This is a genomic window from Sorangium sp. So ce1504 (assembly GCF_051521635.1).
GTDB classification, from domain to species: domain Bacteria; phylum Myxococcota_A; class Polyangia; order Polyangiales; family Polyangiaceae; genus Sorangium; species Sorangium cellulosum_B.
Map to the genome: position 1 here is coordinate 5,488,551 of NZ_CP150365.1, position 12,687 is coordinate 5,501,237.

At 71.3% G+C, this 12,687-nt stretch carries 11 protein-coding genes; 7 read left to right on the plus strand and 4 right to left on the minus strand.

The features are described from left to right. Positions 1–4 precede the first annotated feature (4 nt). Entirely contained in the window at positions 5–2,446 is a 2,442-nt protein-coding gene (locus WMF39_RS20550) for a S8 family serine peptidase (RefSeq protein WP_437747177.1), read from the minus strand. A gap of 608 nt (positions 2,447–3,054) precedes the next feature. Between WMF39_RS20550 and WMF39_RS20555 the strand changes: the two genes are divergently transcribed. The 4 genes from WMF39_RS20555 (at position 3,055) to WMF39_RS20570 (ending at position 7,254) form a co-directional block, all read left to right on the plus strand. Beyond that, positions 3,055–3,705, plus strand: coding sequence for a class I SAM-dependent methyltransferase (locus WMF39_RS20555; RefSeq protein ID WP_437747178.1), 651 nt, complete (start codon positions 3,055–3,057; stop codon positions 3,703–3,705). Then, a complete protein-coding gene (locus tag WMF39_RS20560; RefSeq protein WP_437747179.1) occupies positions 3,702–4,673 on the plus strand; it encodes an NAD-dependent epimerase/dehydratase family protein in 972 nt (323 codons plus the stop codon). Before WMF39_RS20555 ends, WMF39_RS20560 begins: the two co-directional genes overlap by 4 nt. Before the next feature lie 45 nt (positions 4,674–4,718). Continuing rightward, on the plus strand, positions 4,719–5,393 hold the full coding sequence (locus WMF39_RS20565) for a glutathione S-transferase family protein (protein WP_437747180.1): 675 nt from the start codon (positions 4,719–4,721) through the stop codon (positions 5,391–5,393). 115 nt (positions 5,394–5,508) lie between these two features. Then, positions 5,509–7,254 (plus strand): cation:proton antiporter, encoded by a 1,746-nt coding sequence (locus WMF39_RS20570; RefSeq protein WP_437747181.1) that lies wholly within the window; start codon positions 5,509–5,511, stop codon positions 7,252–7,254. Between the two features lie 59 nt (positions 7,255–7,313). On the opposite strand, the gene WMF39_RS20575 is transcribed toward WMF39_RS20570, so the two are convergent. After that, on the minus strand, positions 7,314–8,252 hold the full coding sequence (locus WMF39_RS20575; RefSeq protein ID WP_437747182.1) for a DMT family transporter: 939 nt from the start codon (positions 8,250–8,252) through the stop codon (positions 7,314–7,316). 289 nt (positions 8,253–8,541) lie between these two features. Here WMF39_RS20575 and WMF39_RS20580 point away from each other — a divergent pair, with 289 nt between their 5' ends. Both WMF39_RS20580 and WMF39_RS20585 read left to right on the plus strand, forming a co-directional pair. After that, positions 8,542–9,432, plus strand: coding sequence for an MlaE family ABC transporter permease (locus WMF39_RS20580; RefSeq protein WP_012236325.1), 891 nt, complete (start codon positions 8,542–8,544; stop codon positions 9,430–9,432). A 15-nt stretch (positions 9,433–9,447) separates the two neighbouring features. Beyond that, positions 9,448–10,305 carry an MlaE family ABC transporter permease gene (locus WMF39_RS20585; RefSeq protein ID WP_012236326.1) on the plus strand — a complete coding sequence of 286 codons (858 nt, stop codon included), beginning with the start codon at positions 9,448–9,450 and terminating at the stop codon, positions 10,303–10,305. 31 nt (positions 10,306–10,336) lie between these two features. On the opposite strand, the gene WMF39_RS20590 is transcribed toward WMF39_RS20585, so the two are convergent. Beyond that, positions 10,337–11,077: an ABC transporter ATP-binding protein gene (locus WMF39_RS20590; RefSeq protein ID WP_437747183.1), complete on the minus strand. Its 741-nt coding sequence runs from the start codon at positions 11,075–11,077 to the stop codon at positions 10,337–10,339. A 238-nt stretch (positions 11,078–11,315) separates the two neighbouring features. Here WMF39_RS20590 and WMF39_RS20595 point away from each other — a divergent pair, with 238 nt between their 5' ends. Next, positions 11,316–12,338 (plus strand): MlaD family protein, encoded by a 1,023-nt coding sequence (locus tag WMF39_RS20595; protein WP_437747184.1) that lies wholly within the window; start codon positions 11,316–11,318, stop codon positions 12,336–12,338. Positions 12,339–12,459: 121 nt separating this feature from the next. Here WMF39_RS20595 and WMF39_RS20600 read toward each other — a convergent pair whose 3' ends face one another. Further along, positions 12,460–12,675: an acetyl-CoA carboxylase biotin carboxyl carrier protein subunit gene (locus tag WMF39_RS20600; RefSeq protein WP_012236329.1), complete on the minus strand. Its 216-nt coding sequence runs from the start codon at positions 12,673–12,675 to the stop codon at positions 12,460–12,462. Positions 12,676–12,687 lie beyond the last annotated feature (12 nt).

Here is a 12,687-nt window from a genome sequence, read left to right on the forward strand (position 1 = left end):
CCCGTCACGGCCGGTCGAGGGTGACGACGGGCGACGTCCACGTCTCCCAGTGCGCCTCGTTGTCCGGATCGCCGAGCGCCCTGAGCGCGCGGAGCTTGATCAGGTAATCCCCGTCCGGGACGACGGTGGGCCTCCCGTCGAGCTTCGTCGTGCCCTTCCATCCGTACCGCGTGACCGCCGTCGCGGACGCGCTCTGACCGACGTGGGACAGCATCAGCGCGCGCCCCCACGGCTTCGCCGTGGCGGCGTCGACGATGTCCAGCGCCAGGAGCTCCGCGCCGTGATCGAGGTGGACGACCACATACGGCATGTCGTCCGACGCCAGCGTGTAGGCCGCGCCGCGCGGCTGCTGGGTCAGGCGCGTCCCGCTCAGCTTGCCGAGCCACGGAGCCCCGGACCCCGACGGCTTGAGGAGGGGCAGGCTCTGATAATCGCCCTTGAAGCCCGCATACGGCACCCGCAGCAGGCCGTCGGCCGCGCCGCCCCGCGGCGTGAACACGAGGTAGCCGCCGAACAGGCCGCCTTCCGCGAGCGCGTCGCTCGCCGTGACGGTGACGGAGACGGTCGCGCTCCCGGCGGCGGGCACCGTCACGCTCGCGGCGCTGAAATCGACGCGCGCCGCGCCGGTCGTGGCGCTCGCCGGCGCCCAGTGGTCGCCCCCTGTCGCGCACGCCGCGGGCGCGTGCGACAGGTCGTAGATGACGTCGCGCCCGCTCGAGTTCTCGAGCGTCAGCGTACGCGCGGCGGGGCCGGCCTCGCTCTCTCCCAGCGAGAGCTTTCCGGGGCTGATCACGGTGGTCGCGCGGATCGCCCGGTCGACGCGGATCACCCCTGCGCCCTGCCGGTGCGCGCTCTCCGGCACGCCGGCGCCCAGATCGCCGCTCCACGGCGCGGGGACCGCGGTGTTCTGGAGGACGTCGCGCACGCGCGCCGCGGACAGCTCCGGGCGCGCGGCGAGCAGGAGCGCGACGGCCCCGGCCACGTGCGGCGCCGCCATCGACGTCCCGCTGAGCGTGTCGTACGAACCTTGCTCGATCGGCACCGTCGAGTAGATCGTGCCGCCGGGCGCGGCGAGATCGGGCTTGAAGGACAGCGCCGCGCTCAGGCCGTGCGAGCTGAAGCGGGAGACGAGGCCCGCGGTGCTGTTCCGCGCGGCCACGGCCCGGTGGGTCCAGCTGTGGGTCACGGGCCCGGCGTCGAGGCGCGCGTTGAGCAGCTCGCCGTCGGCCTGCGCGATCCCCACGACCGGGAGGGTGATCGGAGGGTCGCCCTCCACGGACGGGCTCATCGCCCCGGACCGGTCGTTGTAGAACAGGACGCCGACGGCGCCCGCGGCCTGCGCGTGCGCGGCCTTCTGGTGGAACGAGCAGCCGCCGCGCCGGACGAGCGCTATCTGGCCCGCGAGGCTGCCGGCGGGGAGCTCGGCGCACGCGTCGCGGGCGCTGGTGGTCGTCCCCGTGCGCGCGAGGGCGGCGCTCCCCGAGAGCGGCGCGGGCGGGCTCCCGGCGCCGCGGGTGTAGCCGATCACGGCGTTGCCCGGCGCGACGGTGAACGACAGGGTGGTGACGCGCGTGCTGTCGACGGACGCGGTGCCGATGACCGCCTCACCCACGCCGGGCGCGCCCGCGGCCCAGAGCCCCTTCTCACCGCTGTTGCCGATCGACGCGACGACCACGACGCCGCGCCCGACCAGCGCGCTCGCCGCCGTCGCCGTCGGATAGTCAGGCCACTGGAACGGCGTTCCGATGCTGATGTTGATGACGTGCATGCCGTCGCTGGCAGCCCGCTCCATCGCCTTGAGGATGATGTCGGCGCGCGAGCCGCCGCGGCAGCCGAACACGCGGTAAGCGCCGAAGGTCACGTCCGGGGCCACGCCCTGCACGACCCCGTTCGCCCCGATGATGCCGGCGACGTGCGTGCCATGGCCCAGGCAATCGTCCGGCTCTCCGTCGGGCACGGGCGGCTTGGTCGCGTCACCGGCGACGAAATCGTCGCCGACGAAATCGTAGCCAAACGCCACGCGGCAGCCCGGGCCGAAGCAGCCTCCGAGATCGGGGTGATGGTAGTCGACGCCGCTGTCGATCACGCCGACGCGGATGTCCTCGCCGGTCACGCCAAGCTCTCGGCGCACGACGTCCGCGCCCGACATCTCGCCTGCGACGGCGAGGTCCGGGTCGACCGTCGGCGCGGCGCGCGTGGTGTCGAGCTCCACCGGCACCACCGGGTAGACGGCCTTGACCCCGGGCATGTCCGGGAGCGCGGCGGAGCCGTCCTGCGCGACCCGGACGGAGAGGCCGTTCCAGAGCTCCTCGAACGAGAATCGTTGTTTGTACCGGAGCCCGCGGGTCGCTGCAGCTCGCCGGAAGCGCTCCCGCTCCTCCTCGACAAGGCCCTTGACGCGGTCGCTCCCGCTGCCCCTCGCGGCCGGCGCTCGCTCGAATTCCACGAACCAGAGCTCCGTGGCCTCCTCCGGCGCGAACGTCGCTTCGCCTGGCTCCGAGTCGTCCGGAGGGACAGTGTCCCGGCCCGCCTCCTTGTCTCCAGTCTCTCCGCTGCACCCTGAAATGGCGAACCAGAGAGATGCCAGAACGAGCCGGCAACCACCGCACCTCACAAGCCCCTTCCCGCGCGCTCCGATCATCGATTCAGCTATGTTCGATGACGCGAATCGGTCAAGCGCGAGCGGTGCGAGAGCGGAGGGCGGCGCGCGCCACGGACCGTCATTGTCGCAGACCATGGAAGAGTGGTTGTTTCAGAGCAGCCGCCCTTTCGGGTCGGGCGTAACGAGAGTTGCGCTGTGTGGCCCTGCCACGCGCGACGGAGCGCGGTGGCGCGGTGGCGCGGTGGTCACGGAGCCCAGGGCGCCCTCGAGAGGTCGTTATCTCGCGATGTCGTCGCTGTCCTGCCATGCCGCGGCGTACGAGCTCGTCGCGCTCACGAGGCCGCCTCGGCCTCCGGCGGCGCGGGGACGGCCCCGGACGTTGCCGGTCCTCGAGCGCTCGACTAGCGTGGCGCGGCTCTCCGGCGCGGGCGGCGCCGGGGCTCGGATGCACGATGACGGTCCTCGAGCGCGCCCTGTTCTCCTTGCACCATCGCCTGGTCCACGTGCCGCGCGTGGGCCGCGTCGCGCGGGCGCTCGCCGCGCAGGTGGGCCCTGCGGCGTCGCTGCTCGACGTGGGCGCGGGCGACGGCACGGTCGCGCTGGAGGTCGCGCGCCTGGTCGGGGCGCTCCGCGTCGTCGGCGTGGACGTGAAGGCGCGTCCCGGGGCGGCGCTGCCGGTCATCGGCTATGACGGCGAGCGCCTCCCCTTCCCCGACGCGGCGTTCGAGGCGGTGCTCCTCTCCGACGTGCTGCACCACGCCGCGCGCCCCGGCGCGCTGCTCGCCGAGGCGCTCCGGGTCGCGTCGCGCGTCGTCGCGCTCAAGGATCACTTCCGGTTCGGCCCGGTCTCGGAGCGCGTGCTGCTCTGGATGGATCTCGCCGGCAACGCCGCGCCCGGCGTCGAGGTGCGGGGCACGTACTTCACGCCGGGCGAGCTCGTCGCGCTCGTGCGCGGCGCGGGTGGCCGCATCACCGGCCTCGAGTGGCCGCTCCGGATCCACGATCTGCCGTTCCGCCTCGTGACCCAGGATCGCCTCCAGTTCGCGGCGCGGATCGAGCGCCTGGCCGCGGGAATCGCGGGAACCGCGGGAGACGCGCGATGACGGAGCTCAGGTCGTTCGTCGTCGGCGGCGCCGGGTTCATCGGGAGCCACCTCACCGATCGCCTGGTCGAGCGCGGCCCCGTGACGATCTACGATAACCTCTCTGTCGGGCGCCGCGCGTTCGTGGCGTCGCACCTCGCCTCCGGTCGCGCGACGCTCGTCGAGGCCGACGCCCTCGATCTGGAGCGGCTCACCGAGGCCATGGCGGGCCACGACCTCGTCGTGCACCTCGCGGCGAACCCCGAGGCGCGCTGGGGGCTCGCGCGGACGCGGCTCGACCTCGATCAGGGCACCATCGCGACGTACAACGTGCTCGAGGCGATGCGACGGACGGCCGTCAGCCGGCTGATCTTCTCGTCCTCCGGGACGGTCTACGGCGACACCGCGCGTCGGTGCGCGGAGGGCGATCTCGGCGCCTTGCCCATCTCGCTCTACGGCGCGAGCAAGCTCGCGGGCGAGGCGCTCATCAGCGCCTACGTCGAGTGCTTCGGCCTCACGGCGTGGATCTACCGCTTCGGCAACGTCGTCGGGCCGCGCGGGACGCACGGCGCGGCGCTCGATTTCCTGAAGAAGCTGCGCGATCGGCGGACGGAGCTCGAGGTGCTCGGCGACGGGCGCCAGTCGAAGCCGTACCTCGATGTCCGGGACTGCGCGGAGGGGATCCTGTTCGGCTTCGACCAGGCCAGGGAGCGGCTCAACCTCTACAACCTCGCGCCCGAGGACGCGACGAGCGTCTCGCGCATCGCGGAGCTGTGCGTGGCGGCGTCGCCCTATCCGGAAGCGGTGATCCGGTATCAGGGAGGCGAGCGCGGCTGGCCTGGCGACGTGCCGCGATCGCGGATGGATCCTGGCAAGCTGGCGGCGCTGGGCTTCCGGGTGCGCCACACGAGCGACGAGGCGGTCCGGATGGCGGTGGAGGCGCTGGCGAGCGAGGTGTTCGGGGGCGAGCTGGCGCGACGAGCGCAGTGAGCGCGCCGCCGCCGCGCGGGTCGGCCGCGGTGGTAGACTCCACGCATGGCTGAGCTCACCCTCTATCTCGGGAACAGGACCTATTCATCGTGGTCGCTCCGGGCCTGGCTCGTCCTGAAGCAGGCTGGCGCCGATTTCGAAGAGGTGGTGATCCCTCTCCGGGCGCCCGGCACACGCACCCTGGAGATCCAGCGTTACTCTCCGTCGGGCAAGGTGCCGGCCCTGCAGCACGGGGCGCTCACGATCTGGGAGTCGCTCGCGATCGCCGAGTACGCGGCGGAGCTCTTCCCCGCGGCGAAGCTCTGGCCGGAGGCGCGCGACGCGCGCGCCGTCGCGCGATCGGTGAGCGCCGAGATGGCGAGCAGCTTCGCCGCGCTCCGCACCGCGCTGCCGATGAACGTGCGGCGGAAGATCCAGGGCGTGGCGCTCACCGACGCGGCGTCGCAGGACATCGCGCGCGTCCAGGCGATATGGAACGACTGCCGATCGCGCTTTGGCCAGGGAGGCGAGTTCCTGTTCGGGCGCTTCAGCGTGGCGGACGCCATGTACGCGCCGGTCGCGACGCGGTTCGACACGTACGGCGTCGAGCTCGACGCGGTCTCCCGGCGCTACGTGGCGTCGATCCTCGCGCTGCCCGCGATGCAGGCGTGGATCGCGAAGGCCAAGGAGGAGCCGCACATCATCGAGGAGTACGAGGCCATCGGCGTCGTGGGCATGTAACACGTCAACAAGTAACAAGTAAGTAGAGGCGAGCGCGGCCCACGCCTCGCTCGAGATCACCGGCGGCGCCGCACCACGAAGCGGCGGCCGGCGACGGAAGGCGCTAGGCCCGGACATGCCGCACGAACTCGACCTCATCCTCACGATCACGGGCGGGCTCACCGCAGCCTTGGCGCTCGGCTTCGTCACCCAGCGCCTGAGGCTATCCCCCATCGTGGGCTACCTGCTGGCCGGCATCCTCGTCGGCCCCTTCACCCCGGGGTTCGTGGCGGACAAGCGGCTCGCAGACCAGCTCGCGGAGATCGGGGTCATCCTGCTGATGTTCGGCGTCGGCATGCAGTTCCACGTCCGCGAGCTCCTCGCCGTGCGCAAGGTCGCCGTGCCCGGCGCCCTCATCCAGATCGCGGTCGCCACGGTGCTCGGCGCCCTGATCGGCCGCGCCGCGGGCTGGACGTGGGGCGCGGCGGTCGTCTTCGGCGTCGCCATCTCGGTGGCGAGCACCGTCGTGCTCACGCGGGTCCTCAGCGACAACGACGTCCTGCACACCCCCGCTGGCCACCTCGCCATCGGCTGGCTCGTGCTCGAGGACGTCTTCACCGTGCTGGTGCTCGTGCTGCTCCCCGCCGTGATGGGCGAAGCCGCGGGCGCGGGCGCGGCGGGCGTCGCCGCGTCCGTGGGGATCGCGATCCTCAAGCTCTCCGGGCTCGTGGCGTTCGTCTTCATCGTCGGACAGCGCTTCATCCCCGCGCTGCTGGGGTACGTGGCGAAGACCGGCTCGCGGGAGCTCTTCACGCTGACGGTGCTCGTCGTCGCGCTCGGCGTCGCCGTGGGCTCGGCCATGCTCTTCGGATCGTCGATGGCGCTCGGCGCCTTCCTCGGCGGCCTCGTCGTCGGCCAGTCCGACTTCAGCTCGCGCGCCGCGTCGGAGGCGCTCCCGATGCGCGACGCGTTCGCCGTGCTGTTCTTCGTCTCGGTGGGGATGCACCTCGACCCGGCGCAGCTCGCCGTGGGCTGGCAGCTGGCCGCGGGGACGCTCGCGGTCGTGCTGATCGGCAAGCCGCTCGCCGCGCTCGCGGTGACGGTGCTGCTCCGCCGCCCCCTCCAGACCGCCTTCGCCGTGGCCCTCTCGCTCGCGCAGATCGGGGAGTTCTCGTTCATCCTCGCGGCGCTCGGCAAGAAGCTCGGCGTCCTGCCGGTCGAGGCCGAGCAGGCGCTCGTCGTCGCCGCCATCGTGTCGATCACGCTGAACCCGGTGCTCTTCGGCGTCCGCGATCGCCTCGCGCGATGGACGTCCGCGCTCTTCCAGCGGCGCGACGCCGCCCTCGCGGAGGCCGAGGCCGCTTCGCTGGACGAGCACGCCCACCGCACCGTCGTGGTGGGCTACGGCCCTGTCGGGAAGACGCTGACGCGGCTGCTCCGTGAGAACGGCATCGCGCCGACCGTCGTCGAGCTGAACCTCGACACGGTGAAGCAGCTGCAGGACCAGGGCATCCGCGCGATCTATGGCGACGCCACGCAGCGGGAAATCCTCGAGCGGGCCGGGGTCGGGACGGCGGACAGCCTGCTGTTCACGGCGGCCGGCGCGCCCGGGGACGGGGTGATCGAGCAGGCGAAGGGCGTGAACCCGCGGCTGTTCGTCCTCGCCCGCGCCTTCTACCTGCGCGAGGTGACCGCGCTGAAGAAGGCGGGCGCGGACGTCGTGGTGACCGGCGAGGCGGAGGTCGCGTTCTCGATGACCGAGCGCCTCCTCGTGCGGCTGGGCGCGACGTCCGAGCAGCTCGAACGCGAGCGCGATCGCGTCCGGAGCGAGCTCTTCGGCAGCGGCTCACCAGGGCCTCGCCCCGCGGTGCACGACGCCTGACCCCGCGGCGGGCATGCGCCGCGCCCCGCGGCCCCGGCGCTCCCGAGCGGGGCGCGGATTCACTTCGACTTGCCGAGCCAGCTCACCCCGCCCACGACCAGCGTGAGCCCGACGACCTGCTGCCACGTGGCCGGCTCGCCCAGGATGACCCACGAGAAAGCGATCGTGAGCACCGGGCCCAGCGTCGAGAACGTCGCCGCGCGGCCCGCGCCGAGACGCCGGATGGCGGCGGCGAGCAGCACGATCGGGAGCACCGTGCTGATCGTCGCCATCGCCGCCGCGTACCCCCACACCGACGCCGGGAGCTCGCCCAGCCTGACCGGGCTCACCGTCGCCGCGTAGTGCGCGAGCACCATCAGGCACGAGGCCGCCCCGCAGTACGCGGCGAGGCGCGTCGAGCCGACCCTGGAGGCGAGCTTGCCGACGCCGATGTAGTAGAGCGCGTAGGTCACCGAGCTCGCGAACACCCACGCTCCGCCGATGGCGACGGCCCGCACGTCCCCGGATTGCTCGAGATCGTGCCAGACGGCCGCCCCAAGCCCGAGATAACACACGGCGAGCGCTCCCCAGGCCTTGCCGTGCACGGGCTGCTTCAGCCACACCGCGCCGATCAGGAGGACGAGCGTCGGATACACGAACAGGATCAGACGCTCGAGGCCGGTGCTGATGTACGTGAGCCCGATGAAGTCGAACAGGCTGGAGAGGTAATATCCTAGGAACCCGACGATCAGCACACCTCCCCAGAGGCGAGGCGTCAGGGGCCCTTCGGCCGCGCCGCGCTCCCTGCGGGCGAGCCACAGAAAGAACGGCAGCGCGATGCTCATCCGCAGCGCGAGCAGCGTCACCGCGTCGACGGGGTGCGCGGCGTAGGCGAGCTTCACGAAGATCGCCTTGAGCGCGAACGTCGCCGCCGAGAGGACGGCGAACGTCCGGCCGTCGTCGAGGAGGCCGGTCCGGATCTCGCCCGTCAACGCGCCCACGCTCTCATGAGGGGACATCCCATCTGCTTCTCTGCTCTTCACCAGGCTCGCTCCGCCAGGGGACCGGACATCGTCGCCGACAGCCCGCCTCCGGGCCGGCGCGCTCCTCCGCGGGAGGCGCGCCGGCATTGCGCGCAGGAGCGCGCGTTTGCCACCGCACGAGACTGCCTCGGGGTGAGGCGGGCACATTCCACGTAGAGGACGATCTCCTGCTTGGGTAGCGGTCTCGACCTCTCGGGCGCCGGCCTCTCGGGACGCCAGATCGCGCCGCGCTCCCCGGGAGCCTTGGGCTAAGCTCCCGTCTCCCATGACGTCTCCTGCTGGCCCAGGCACCGCCGCGCGCGCTCACGGCGGCGGCGCGCTCGCCTCGTCCGGCGCGCCGCCCGCGCCACCCGTGAAGCGGCCGCGCGCGCCGATCGCGCAGGAGCCCTCCGGCGTCCACCAGCTCGGCGGCTCGTTCCTCCAGATCGCCGCCACGGTGGGCGGCATGGCCGTGCTCGCGGGCAAGATCGCGGCGCGCGTGGCCACGCTCCGCGTCGACGGCGCCGAGTTCATGCGCAACCTCTACCGGATGGGCGTCAAGTCGATGCCCATCGTCGTCGTGACCGCCCTCTTCACCGGCGCGATCATGGTCATCCAGGCGGCGCCGCTGGTCGAGCGCTTCGGCGCGCACGGCCTGCTCGGCTGGGGCGCCGGCTTCGGCACGCTCCGCGAGATCGCCCCGCTGCTCACGGCGCTCATGATCAACGGCCGCGTCGGCGCCAACAACACCGCCGAGCTCGGCACCATGGTCGTCACCGAGCAGATCGACGCCCTCCGCGTCCTCGCGATCGACCCGGTGAGCTTCCTCATCGCCCCGCGCTTCCTCGCGATGGTGCTGACGCTGCTCCTCTCGGTGATCTTCGCCGACGCGCTCGCCCTGCTCGGCGCCGCGCTGACCGGCGACCTCCTCCTCGGCGTCGCCCCGGCCGTCTTCTACAACGGCCTCACGAGCGGGCTGCTCGACATCGGCGACGTCATGAGCGGCCTCGTCAAGAGCGTCGTCTTCGGCGTCGTGCTCGCGCTCTCGAGCTGCCAGTACGGCCTCGGCGTGACCGGCGGCGCGCCCGGCGTCGGCCGCGCCGTCAACGCGACCGTCGTCGCCTCGGCCGCCGGCATCTTCATCCTCGACTACTTCGTCTCCTTCACGCTCGACTGATCGGCGGCGCCGCGCATGCCCTCCCCGGACAAGAGCTCCTCCGACCGCCCGAGCGCCGGCCCGCCCTCGAGCGAGCTCAGGGATCTCGCGCCGGAGGCGTCCGGCGTCGCCGCGATCGGCGCCGCCGCGCTGTCCCTCTTCCAGTCGGCGCGCGAGCTCTACTCGGTATTTGTAAGGACGCTTTACTACTGCGCGAAGGGGCGCCGCGAGCCGGGCGCGGTGCTCCAACAGATGTACGAGATCGGCAACAAATCGCTGTTCTTCCTGACGGTCGTGATGGGCTTCATCGGGATGATCATGGTCTTCCAGGCCGGCCAGCAGGCGAAGCGGGTCATCCCGGATCTGACCATGCTCGGCGCGACGTACCTCGAGCTGCTCGTCCGCGATCTCGCCGCGTCGATCGCCGCGCTGATGCTCGCCACGCGGGTCGGCGCGGGCATCGCCGCCGAGATCGGCTCGATGGTGGTGACCGAGCAGGTCGACGCCCTCCGCATGTGCGCGGCCGATCCGATCGACTACCTCATCAAGCCGCGGTTCATCGCGAGCCTCCTCATGACGACGTGCCTCATCGTCTGGAGCGCCGCGGTCTCCTTCACCACCGGGATGGTCACCGCGTACAGCATGTTCGATGTCAGCCCCGAGACGTTCATGAACGTCAGCCTCGTCGACGCCGGTGATCTCGCGACCGGCCTCGCGAAGTGCGTGGCCTACGGCGCCGCGATCCCGGTGGTCTCCGGCCACTCCGGGCTGTCGACGTTCGGCGGCAGCGAGGGCGTGGGCTGGGCGACGACGCGCGCGGTCGTGAACTCCTCGCTCGCGGTCATCGTGCTCAACATGCTGATCTCGGCGGCCGCTTTCCTGATCTTCCGCTAGGCGGGCGGCCCCGCCGCGCCGCGCCGGCGCCTCACTCGATCGGCCCCTCGGCGCTGCCGGTGATGAACTGCTGCACGACCGGATCCGGCGAGCCCTGGAACGCCGCGCGATCCCCGAGCAGGCGCACCAGACCTTGATAGAGCATGACGACGCGGTCGGCGATCGTGAAGATGCTCACGAGGTCGTGGCTCACGACGATGCTCGTCACGCCGAGCGTGTCGCTGAGCTCGCGGATCAGCTTGTCGACGCGCCGCGCGCTCACCGGGTCGAGGCTCGTGGTCGGCTCGTCGAAGAGCACGTAGCGCGGGTCGAGCGTGAGCGCGCGGGCGATGGCGACGCGCTTGCGCATCCCGTCGCCGAGCTCCGGCGGGAAGCGGTCCCCGAACTCGCGCATATGCACCTGCTCGAGCCGCTTCCGCGCCTCCGCGAGCGCCTCCTTCGGCCTGAGCCCCTTGTGCTTGCGGAGCGGGAGCGCGACGTTCTCGGCGCACGTCATCGAGTCGAACAGCGTCGAGTGCTGGAACACCATCGCGCACTTCATCCTCACCGGGTACATCCGGGCCTCGTCGAAGCGGCTCACCTCCTCTCCGTCCAGCCAGATCTCCCCGCCGTCCGGATAGAGCAACCCCACGAGGTGCTTGATGAGCACGCTCTTCCCGACCCCCGACTGCCCGATGATGAAGAACACCTCGCCGTCCTCGACGTCGAACGAGACATCCTTGAGGACATCTTTGGGGCCAAAGGATTTTCGGACATTTCGGAACGAAATCATCGCGGTCTGGGGATAGTGGATAGAGGAGAGAAGCGGGGAAAAGCGAGGCGAGACGAGACGAGGAGAGGCGAGACGAGGAGAAGCGAAGAAACGAGCAGAACCAAGAGAAGCGCGGTTGCGTCAAAGCAATGGCTGCGCGAAGCGTCACGCCGCCCGCTGGAATATCGCGCCGCGGCAGGTGGATCCTGGCCTATTTCCCTCCCCCGGCCGCCGCCAGATCGGAGAAGATAACGAACTCATGGCAAGCCCGCGATCGATCGAGGTCAAGGTCGGGATCCTCATCCTGACGGCGCTCGGGCTCCTCGCCACGTTCATCCTCGTGATGGGCGGGGTCAACTTCCAGCCGAAGTACTCGATCTACGTCGAGTTCGACAACCCGGGCGGCCTCCAGACCGGGGCGCCGGTGAAGATCGCCGGCGTGGAGATCGGCAAGCTGAGCGAGATCCACTTCAGCGGCGGCAAGCTCGGCAAGGACGGCAAGCGCGAGCCGCTCGTGCGGATCCAGCTGCGCCTCGAGGAACGCTACCAGCAGAGCATCCACGACAACGCCACGTTCTACGTCACCACGCAGGGCGTGCTCGGCGAGCAGTTCCTCGCGATCGAGCCCGGTTCGACCGATCGGCCGGTGATCCCGCCGAACGCCGTCGTCCGGGGGCTCGATCCGCCGCGCCTCGACATGCTGCTCGCCGAGGGATACGAGCTCCTGCACGCGACGGTCTCGGCGATGCGCGAGCACCGCGAAGAGGTCGGGGAGGCGTTCGACGGGCTCCGGAAGACGCTGAAGGGCACCGGCGACTTCATGCACCGAAACCAGGATCGGCTCGATCGCATCGCCGAGAACGTCGAGCAGATGAGCGTCGACGGCACCGATCTCGTGAAGGACGCCCGGCAGCGGTACGTGAACAACCCGCAGATCGACCGCATCCTCGCGAACACCGATCAGCTGACCGGGACGGCCGCGCGCGATCTGCCGCCGCTCATGGCGGACGCGCGCGAGACGCTGGCGAACGCGCGCCGCCTCTCGACGACCGTGGGCGGCGAGACCGAGCAGGTCAAGATCAGGAAGACGCTCGACGACATCGCCGAGATCGCGGGCAGGGCGAGGGCTGCGACGGCCGACGCCCAGGAGGTCCTCGCCCACGTGAAGCGCGGCAAGGGGACGGTCGGCGCGCTCGTGATGGATGAGCAGCTGTTCGACGACCTGCAGGAGCTCGCGCGAGACCTCAAGCACAACCCCTGGAAGTTCTTCTGGCGCGAGTGAGCGGCGCCGCGCGCGTCCTGCGAGGGCGCGCGACCGCGCCCCGCGCGCCGGGCCGATGACCCGGGCGTGAGCGCGATGTACGTCCGTGGGCCGTCGGGTCCCCGTCGGCCCTGACGGCCGCTCAGGCCAGCTTGACCAGCGGGGCGCCTTCGGTGACGGCGGCCCCCTCTGTGACGAGGATCTCCTCGACCGTCCCCGCTTCCTCAGCCTCGACGGGCATCTCCATCTTCATGGACTCGAGGATGACGACGACGGTCCCCTCTTCGACCTCGTCGCCCGGCTTGACCTCGATCTTCCAGACCGTACCGGTGATGTGCGCCTTGATGACGTTCGCCATGGGCGCGCGACG

What these genes read in the sequence shown, in the direction of transcription:
- WMF39_RS20555 (WP_437747178.1), top strand. Translation starts at nt 3,055, where the DNA reads ATGACGGTCCTCGAGCGCGCCCTGTTCTCCTTGCACCATCGCCTGGTC.
- WMF39_RS20560 (WP_437747179.1), top strand. Translation starts at nt 3,702, where the DNA reads ATGACGGAGCTCAGGTCGTTCGTCGTCGGCGGCGCCGGGTTCATCGGG.
- WMF39_RS20565 (WP_437747180.1), top strand. Translation starts at nt 4,719, where the DNA reads ATGGCTGAGCTCACCCTCTATCTCGGGAACAGGACCTATTCATCGTGG.
- WMF39_RS20570 (WP_437747181.1), top strand. Translation starts at nt 5,509, where the DNA reads ATGCCGCACGAACTCGACCTCATCCTCACGATCACGGGCGGGCTCACC.
- WMF39_RS20575 (WP_437747182.1), bottom strand. Translation starts at nt 8,252, where the DNA reads ATGTCCCCTCATGAGAGCGTGGGCGCGTTGACGGGCGAGATCCGGACC.
- WMF39_RS20580 (WP_012236325.1), top strand. Translation starts at nt 8,542, where the DNA reads ATGACGTCTCCTGCTGGCCCAGGCACCGCCGCGCGCGCTCACGGCGGC.
- WMF39_RS20585 (WP_012236326.1), top strand. Translation starts at nt 9,448, where the DNA reads ATGCCCTCCCCGGACAAGAGCTCCTCCGACCGCCCGAGCGCCGGCCCG.
- WMF39_RS20590 (WP_437747183.1), bottom strand. Translation starts at nt 11,077, where the DNA reads ATGATTTCGTTCCGAAATGTCCGAAAATCCTTTGGCCCCAAAGATGTC.
- WMF39_RS20595 (WP_437747184.1), top strand. Translation starts at nt 11,316, where the DNA reads ATGGCAAGCCCGCGATCGATCGAGGTCAAGGTCGGGATCCTCATCCTG.
- WMF39_RS20600 (WP_012236329.1), bottom strand. Translation starts at nt 12,675, where the DNA reads ATGGCGAACGTCATCAAGGCGCACATCACCGGTACGGTCTGGAAGATC.